Annotated in this window: 7 protein-coding genes; 5 read left to right on the plus strand and 2 right to left on the minus strand. The window is 66.2% G+C overall.

The annotated features are described in order from the left end of the window. The first annotated feature begins 119 nt into the window (after positions 1 to 119). The 4 genes from AXA74_RS14375 to AXA74_RS14390 all read left to right on the plus strand — a co-directional run bounded on the left by AXA74_RS14375 (position 120) and on the right by AXA74_RS14390 (position 5,458). Complete coding sequence (locus AXA74_RS14375; RefSeq protein ID WP_029577782.1) at positions 120 to 1,724, plus strand: ABC transporter substrate-binding protein; 1,605 nt, start codon at positions 120 to 122, stop codon at positions 1,722 to 1,724. A 90-nt stretch (positions 1,725 to 1,814) separates the two neighbouring features. Continuing rightward, positions 1,815 to 2,786 (plus strand): ABC transporter permease, encoded by a 972-nt coding sequence (locus AXA74_RS14380; protein WP_029577783.1) that lies wholly within the window; start codon positions 1,815 to 1,817, stop codon positions 2,784 to 2,786. Between the two features lie 8 nt (positions 2,787 to 2,794). After that, on the plus strand, positions 2,795 to 3,721 hold the full coding sequence (locus AXA74_RS14385; RefSeq protein ID WP_029577784.1) for an ABC transporter permease: 927 nt from the start codon (positions 2,795 to 2,797) through the stop codon (positions 3,719 to 3,721). Between the two features lie 9 nt (positions 3,722 to 3,730). Further along, positions 3,731 to 5,458 (plus strand): dipeptide ABC transporter ATP-binding protein, encoded by a 1,728-nt coding sequence (locus AXA74_RS14390; protein ID WP_032979422.1) that lies wholly within the window; start codon positions 3,731 to 3,733, stop codon positions 5,456 to 5,458. A gap of 6 nt (positions 5,459 to 5,464) precedes the next feature. Here AXA74_RS14390 and AXA74_RS14395 read toward each other — a convergent pair whose 3' ends face one another. Both AXA74_RS14395 and AXA74_RS14400 read right to left on the minus strand, forming a co-directional pair. Continuing rightward, positions 5,465 to 6,367, minus strand: coding sequence for a TPM domain-containing protein (locus tag AXA74_RS14395; RefSeq protein ID WP_032957640.1), 903 nt, complete (start codon positions 6,365 to 6,367; stop codon positions 5,465 to 5,467). Then, entirely contained in the window at positions 6,348 to 6,953 is a 606-nt protein-coding gene (locus AXA74_RS14400; RefSeq protein WP_029577787.1) for a LemA family protein, read from the minus strand. The genes AXA74_RS14395 and AXA74_RS14400 overlap by 20 nt, the downstream gene beginning before the upstream one ends. 267 nt (positions 6,954 to 7,220) lie before the next feature. Here AXA74_RS14400 and AXA74_RS14405 point away from each other — a divergent pair. Further along, positions 7,221 to 8,540, plus strand: a 1,320-nt coding sequence (locus tag AXA74_RS14405; protein ID WP_248845114.1) for a DEAD/DEAH box helicase, incomplete at its 3' end; no start/stop codon positions are given.

An 8,540-nucleotide genomic window follows, 5' to 3' on the forward strand; every position in this document is an offset into this window, starting at 1 on the left:
GTATCCGCCGGCGCTTCTGCCGACCCTCCCAGTTTCTAAGCAGTACGCCTTACCCGGCCGCCCGACGCGGCCGGCCCTGCCACTGTCGCGCCTCGCGCACTACACGGAGTACAAGGGCTATGCGTATCAAATCTGCATTGAAATATTCGGCATTGGCCTTGGCGCTGGGCGCCGCGGCCTTGGGCAGCGCCGCCCAGGCCAAGACGCTGCGCTGGTCGTACCAGGGCGACGCCACGTCCATGGACCCCATGGCCTTGAACGAGACCTTCACGCTCGGCTTCCAGGGGAATATCTACGAGACGCTGGCCGGCTACGACGGCGACCTCAAGCTGGTGCCCATGCTGGCCGAGAGCTGGTCCAATCCCGAGCCCACCAAGTGGATCTTCAAGCTGCGCCAGGGCGTCAAATTCCATGATGGCTCGCCCTTCACGGCCGACGACGTGATCTTCTCCTGGAAGCGCAGCCTGACGCCTGGATCGGACATGAAGGGCTACGGCGCCAAGGCCAGCGACATCAAGAAGATCGATGACTACACCATCGAAGTGACCACGCCCACGCCCAATCCCATCCTGGTGCGCGAGTGGACCTTTCTCTACATCATGAGCAAGAGCTGGTCCGAGAAGAACAAGACCACCGAGGCCACCAACGTCAAGGGCGACAACCAGGGCAATTACGCCAACCTCAATGCCAACGGCACCGGGCCCTTCATGCTGGTCGAGCGCCAGCCCGACGTGAAGACCGTGCTCAAGCGCTTTGATGGCTATTGGGACAAGAAGATCAAGACCAACGTCGATGAGGTGATCTTCCAGCCCATCACCCAGGAAGCCACGCGCGTGGCCGCGCTGATTTCGGGCGAGATGGACATCGTGCAGCCCGTGCCGGTCCAGGACTGGAAGCGGCTCGAAGACGCCAAGGGCGTCAAGCCGCTGTCCGCCCCCGAGGCCCGCGCCATCTTCATCGGCATGGACCAGGACCGCGACGAACTGCTCTTTTCCGACGTCAAGGGCAAGAACCCCTTCAAGGACCCCCGCGTGCGCGAAGCCGTGGTCCTGGCGGTGGACACCAAGGCCATCAATGACAAGATCATGCGGGGCGCGGCCAAGCCGCTGGGCTCGCTCATCGCCACCGCCATCAATGGCTACGATGAATCCTATGGCGCGCCGACCAAGCCCGACATCGAGCGCGCCAAGAAGCTGATGGCCGACGCCGGCTACGCCAAGGGCTTCACCGTCACGCTGGACTGCCCCAACGACCGCTACGTCAACGACGAGAAAGTCTGCCAGGCCGTGGCCGGCATGCTGGCCCGCGTCGGCATCAAGATCAACCTGCTGGCGCAGACCAAGTCCAAGTACTTCGGCAAGATCCTGCTGCAGGCCGGCAACCAGACCAGCATGTATATGCTCGGCTGGACGCCCAGCTCCACCGATGCGCACAACGCGCTCCTGAACCTGGCGGCTTGCCGCGATGCCAAGACGGCGGCCGGCCAGTTCAACCTGGGCGGCTACTGCAACAAAAAGGTCGACGAGCTCACCACCAAGATCGGGGTGGAGACCGACCAGGCCAAGCGCAATGCCATGATCAAGGAGGCCTTCGAGATCGTGCGCAAGGACTTCGGCTATCTGCCGCTGCACCAGCAGCCCATGTCCTGGGGCGTGAAGGACAGCATCAAGGTCATACAGCGCGCCGACGACGTGCTGGACCTGCGCAACGTCGTCATGCCCTGACGACGCCGGGAAACGGACGCAACGGCGGCGCAGACCGCCGCCCGTCCCGGGGGCAGTCCCTCTCGTAGCCACATTTTCCAGGGCCCCACTATGCTTGGTTTCATTACGCGGCGCCTTTTTCAGTCGCTCATCGTCATGCTGGCGGTGGCGCTGATCGCCTTTGCCATGTTCCGTTATGTGGGTGATCCGATCGCCAGCATGGTGGGCCAGGACACCACACCGCAGCAACGCGAACAGCTGCGCGCCGAACTGGGCCTGAACGACCCCTTCGTGGTGCAGTTCGCGCGCTTCGTGGGCAATGCCGCGCGCGGTGATTTCGGCATTTCGTATCGCCATCGCCGGCCGGTGGCCGACCTGCTCGAAGAACGCTTCCCGGCCACGCTGGAGCTGTCCTTCGTGTCGGCCGTGATGGCGCTGGCCTTCGGCATCCCCATGGGCGTCTATACCGCGCTCAGGCGCCATGGCCTGCTGTCCAAGGCCTTCATGGCCTTGTCGCTGGCCGGCATCTCGCTGCCCACCTTTCTCATCGGCATCCTGCTCATCCTGGTCTTCGGCGTGCAGCTGCGCTGGCTGCCCAGCTTCGGGCGCGGCGAGGTGCTCAGCCTCGGCTGGTGGACCACGGGCCTGCTCACGCCGTCCGGACTGGCCGCGCTCATCATGCCGGCGATCACCCTGGCGCTGTTCCAGATGACGCTGATCATGCGCCTGGTGCGCGCCGAGATGCTGGAAGTCCTGCGCACCGACTTCATCAAGTTCGCGCGCGCCCGCGGCCTGCCCGAGCGCCTGATCAATTTCCGCCACGCGCTGAAAAACACCATGGTGCCCGTCATCACCATCACGGGCCTGCAGCTGGGCTCCATCATCGCCTTTGCCATCATCACGGAAACGGTCTTCCAGTGGCCCGGCATGGGGCTGCTCTTCATCCAGTCGGTCAGCATGGTGGACATCCCCGTGATGGCGGCCTACCTGATCCTGATCGCCTTCATTTTCGTCGTCATCAACCTGGTCGTCGATCTGCTGTACTTCGCGGTCGATCCGCGCCTGCGCGTGCAGAGCAAATAGGAAGCCGTATGATCGCCCGTATCGCACCGCTTTTTTCCCGCGCCGCCGACAGCGACCTGTGGCACAGCTTCAAGCATTCGCCCGGGGCCATTGTCTCGGCCTCGCTCACCCTGGCGATCGTGCTGGGCGCCTTGCTGGCGCCGCTGATCGCGCCGCACAACCCCTTCGACCTGGCGTCGCTGAACATCATGGACGCCAACACCCCGCCGGCGTGGATGGACGAAGGCTCGCCCGATTTCCTGCTGGGCACCGATGACCAGGGACGCGACATCCTTTCGGCCATCCTGTATGGCGCGCGGGTCTCGCTGCTGGTGGGCTTTGCCTCGGTGCTCTTCTCCATGGTGCTGGGCGTCTCGCTGGGCCTGATCAGCGGCTATGCCGGCGGGCGCGTGGACAGCGTCATCATGCGCATCGCCGATGTGCAGCTGTCCTTTCCCACCATCCTGGTGGCGCTGCTGATCGACGGCGTGGCCCGCGGCCTGCTGCCGCGCGACATGCACGACCAGCTGGCCCTTTATGTGCTGATCTTCGCCATCGGCATCTCAGGCTGGGTGCAGTACGCGCGCACGGTGCGCGGCTCCACGCTGGTCGAGCGCAACAAAGAATATGTGCAGGCCGCCAAGCTGATCGGCATCGGCCCCTTGACCATATTGCGGCGCCATATCCTGCCCAATGTGATGGGACCGGTGCTGGTCATCGCCACCATCCACCTGGCCATCGCCATCATCACCGAGGCCACGCTGTCGTTTCTGGGCGTGGGCGTGCCGCCGACCGCCCCCTCGTTGGGCACGCTCATCCGCATTGGCAACAGCTATCTGTTCTCCGGCATGTGGTGGATCTCGATCTTCCCCGGCATCGCGCTGGTCGTCCTGGTGCTGTCGGTCAACCTGCTGGGCGATTGGCTGCGCGATGCGCTCAACCCCAGGCTGCGCTGAGGTCCGGACATGGCACTGCTGAACATCGACCATATCCGCATCGAATTTCCCAGCCGCCGCGGCACCCTGGTGGCCATCGACGATGTCTCGCTGGCGCTGGACAAGGGTGAGATCCTCGGCGTGGTGGGCGAGTCCGGCGCGGGCAAATCCACGATAGGCAATGCCGTCATCGGCCTGCTGGAAGCCCCCGGCCGCCTGACCGGCGGCCAGATCAGCCTGGAGGGCCGGCGCATCGATGGCCTGCCCCGGCATGAGCAGCGCAAAGTGAGAGGCCGGCGCATCGGCATGATCTTCCAGGATCCGCTCACCTCGCTCGATCCGCTCCAGACCGTGGAAAGCCAGCTGGTCGAGACCATGCAGGTCCACCTGGGCGTATCGGCCGCCGACGGCGCCCGGCGCGCCGTCGATATGCTCCGGCAGGTCGGCATCGACCAGCCCGAACTGCGGGTCAAGCAATACCCGCACCAGTTTTCCGGCGGCATGCGCCAGCGCGTGGTGATCGCGCTGGCGCTTTGCTGCGAGCCTGAGGTCATCATCGCCGACGAGCCCACCACGGCGCTGGACGTCTCCATCCAGGCCCAGATCCTCGATCTGCTGCGCAAGCTGTGCAAGGAGCGGCAGGTGGGCATGATCATCATCACCCACGACATGGGGGTGATCGCCGACATCACCGACCGCGTGGCGGTGCTCTACCGCGGCAAGCTGGTCGAGGAAGGGCCCACCGCCAAGATCCTGGGCGACCCGGATCATCCCTACACCCGCAGCCTGATCTCCGCCGTGCCGCGGCCCGACATCAAGCTGCGCCGCTTTCCGCTGGTGACCTATATCGAGGATGTGCGCAAGCCCACGGCCGCGGTGGACCTGTCCACGCACTGGCTGGGCCAGCGGCGCGACTTCGGCCAGACGGGCGAGGGCGCCCTGGTCGAAGTGCGCGACCTGGGCATGCGCTTCGTGCTGCGCCCGGCCTTCCTCAAGCGCAACCAGCGCACGCTGGACGCCGTGAAGAACGTCAATTTCGCCATCCGCGAGGGCGAGGTCTTCGGCCTGGTGGGCGAGTCCGGCTCGGGCAAGTCCACCGTCGCGCGCCTGATCTCCAACCTTTACCAGCCGACCTCGGGCACGGTCTGGTTCAATGGCAGCGACCTGACGGCCATCAAGGACGAAAAAGCGCGCAATCCCTTCCGGCGCCAGATCCAGATGGTGTTCCAGGATCCCTATTCCTCGCTCAATCCGCGCATGCGCGTGCTGGACATCGTGGCCGAGCCCATCCGCTTTCATCACCTGGCCGACAGCGAGGCGCAGGCGCGCCGCATCGTGGCCGACCTGCTCGACGTGGTGGGCCTGGGCCCGCAGGCCGCGCAGCGCTTTCCGCACGAGTTCTCCGGCGGGCAACGCCAGCGGATCTGCATCGCGCGGGCGCTGGCCACGCGGCCGCGCTTTCTGATCTGCGACGAGCCGACCTCGGCGCTGGACGTGTCCATCCAGGCCCAGATCCTCAACCTGCTGAAAGACCTGCAAGAGCAATTACGCCTGACCATGCTCTTCATCAGCCATGACCTGCCGGTCATCCGGCAGATGTGCGACCGGGTGGGCGTGATGCGGCATGGCGAACTGCTGGAGGTCGCCGAAACCGAAACCCTGTTCACGGCGCCGCGGCACGCCTATAGCCGCCATCTGCTGGGCCTGATGCCCAAGCTGGCGGCCATGTCGCGCGAGGGCCTGGACGTGGTCGCCTAGGCGCGGCTACCAGCGCCCGGAGGCCCCGCCGCCGCCGCTGCTGCCGCCCCCGCCGCCGAAGCCGCCGCCCCCGCTGCTGCCGCCGCCCCAGCCGCCGCCGCCGCCAAAACCGCCGCCTCCGCCGCCGCCTCGGCCGCCACGGCTCAGGAAGGCTTTCTTCAGGCCGGTGACACCCAGCAGGAAACTCAGGCCGCCCACGATGACCGCCGCGATGGCCGCGATCAGCAGGCTGCCGCTCATGAAGCCGGCGGCCACGCCACCGACCAGCGCGCCGATGATGGGCGGGGCGGCAATCAGCACCACCAGCAGGAACATCCCCACGTCGAGCAGGTCGCCCCACTCGAAGCCGCTGCCGCCGCCGCTGTCCGATTGCGCAGCCGGCGCGGGCAGCGGTTCGCCGTCGATCAGCTTGATCAGCGCATCCACCCCGGCCTCGATGCCGCCCGCGTAGTCGTCCTGCTTGAAGTGCGGCACCACCTGCTCACGGATGATGCGCCCGGCCATGGCGTCGGGAACCGCGCCCTCCAGCCCATAGCCCACCTCGAAACGCAGGGTGCGATCGTTCTTGGCCACGACGAAGAGAATCCCGTCATCGACCTTCTGCCGCCCCAGTTTCCATTGGTCGAAAACCCGGGTGGCGAACTGCTCTATCGTGTCGGGCCCCGTGGTGGGCACGATGAGGACGGCCACCTGCGCGCCCTTGCGCTCTTCAAGCGCGGCCAGCCGGGTCTCCAGCGCCTGTTGCTGGCCGGCATCCAGCGTGCCCGTCAGGTCTGTGACCCGCTTGGACAGCGCGGGCACCGGCACCTCCTTGGCCACCTGGGCCTGAGCCGGCCCGGCCAGCCACAGCAGGCAGGACAGCGCCCAGGCGAGCGCCGCCAGCCAGCCCTTATTGCTTGCGAGATTCATTGCTGAACTTCACTTCCGGCGGCCTGGAAATCGCGGCTTCGTTCTCGACGCCGAAATTGGCCTTGGGCGAATAGCCGAAGATCTTGGCGGTGATCACCCCCGGGAATTGGCGCACCAGCACGTTGTAGGCCTGCACGGACTGCACATAGCGTCCGCGCGCCACGGCGATGCGGTTCTCGGTGCCCTCGAGCTGGACTTGCAGGTCGCGGAACACGCCATCGGCCTTGAGCTGGGGATAGTTTTCCGACACCGCGATCAGGCGCGAGAGCGAGGAGGACAGGGCGGCCTGCGCCTGCTGGAAGCGCTGCAGGGCCGCGGGATCTTCCAGCTGGTCGGCCGTGATCTGCACACTGCCGACCTTGCTGCGCGCCTCGGTGACCTGGGTCAGCACATCGCGCTCGTGGGTCATATAGGCGTCGGCCACCTTGACCAGCTGCGGCACGAGATCGGCGCGGCGCTGATACTGGTTCAACACCTCAGACCAGGCGGCTTTCACCTGCTCATCGGCCGCCTGCATACTGTTGTAGCCGCAGCCGGACAGCAGGACCGTCAGGGACATCAGCCAAGTCCAAGCCAGCACACGCATCGTTCTCATAGTGTTACCCCAAGGTGAAAACCCACGCATTACAGCACCAAAGGCCCATACAAATGTATCGCGTCTTGTTACAGCTTAGTCTATCGGCAACGGGCGCATCGGTTACACTCCTGCTCTGTGTGCATTGCCAATCGGCACACGTCCCAAGGCGCCTTGCCGCCGGCCGGGCATCCGCCCTGCCTATCCCGTTTTCTCCTCGTTCGTCCGCCTGGATTGGAGTCTCTCAACTTGAGCGACAGGCTGCCGCTGGAGTTGTTTTTGACTACCTCTTCTTCTTTTGCCGACCTCGGGCTGGCTGATTCCCTGTTGCGTGCGATCGCCGAGACCGGCTATACCGCGCCCACGCCCATCCAGGCCCAGGCCATCCCGCAGGTGCTGCGCGGCGGCGACCTGCTGGCCGCCGCGCAGACCGGCACCGGCAAGACCGCCGGCTTCACCCTGCCCATCCTGCATCTGCTGTCGCAGCGCAAACCCGCCAAGCGCATGGCCGGCCGGCCACGCTGCCTGATCCTGACCCCCACCCGCGAGCTCACCGCCCAGGTGGCCGAGTCCGTCCAGGTCTACGGCAAGCACACCGGCCTCACCTCGATGGTGATGTTCGGCGGCGTGAACATCAACCCGCAGATCACGGCCCTGCGCAAGCCCCTGGACATCCTGGTGGCCACGCCTGGCCGTCTGCTGGACCACGCCGGCCAGAAAACCGTCGATCTCTCGGGCGTCGAGATCCTGGTGCTCGACGAGGCCGACCGCATGCTGGACATGGGTTTCATCCGCGATATCCGCAAGGTGCTGGCCCTGCTGCCCAAGTCACGCCAGAACCTGCTGTTCTCGGCCACCTTCTCCGACGAGATCCGCGAGCTGGCCCGCGGCGTGCTGAACGATCCGGGCGAGGTCTCCGTGACCCCGCGCAACACCGCCACCGAGCTGGTCACGCAGACCGTGCACATCGTCGAGCAGGCCCACAAGCGCGACCTGGTCAGCCACCTGATCCGTGAAAGCGGCTGGCACCAGGTGCTAGTCTTCACCCGCACCAAGCACGGCGCCAACCGCCTGGCCGAAAAACTCGTCAAGGACGGCCTGTCGGCCGCCGCCATCCATGGCAACAAGAGCCAATCGGCGCGCACGCGCGCGCTGGCCGGCTTCAAGGACGGCAGCGTGGCCGTCCTGGTGGCCACCGACATCGCGGCGCGCGGCCTGGACATCGATCAATTGCCCCAGGTGGTCAATTTCGAACTGCCCAACGTGCCCGAAGACTACGTGCACCGCATCGGCCGCACCGGCCGCGCCGGCGCCACGGGCGCGGCTGTCTCGCTGGTCGACAGCAGCGAGATCAAGCTGCTCAAGGCCATCGAGCGCCTGATCAAGAAAACCATCGAACGCAAGACGGTCGACGGCTGGACGCCGCCGGTGGGCGTGGCGGCCGAGCCCGAGCCGCAAGACGACGAAGAACGCGGCTTCGGCCGCCGCAACGGCCGGGGCGCGCCCGGTGGCCGCAACGGCGGCAACCGCGGAGGCGGCCACCGTCCTGGGGGCGAAGCGCGCGCGCCGCGTCCGGCCCGCAGCGCCGAAGGCCGCCCG

The sequence above is a fragment of the Bordetella hinzii LMG 13501 genome (genome assembly GCF_001548475.1).
In the GTDB taxonomy this organism is placed as follows: domain Bacteria; phylum Pseudomonadota; class Gammaproteobacteria; order Burkholderiales; family Burkholderiaceae_B; genus Bordetella; species Bordetella hinzii.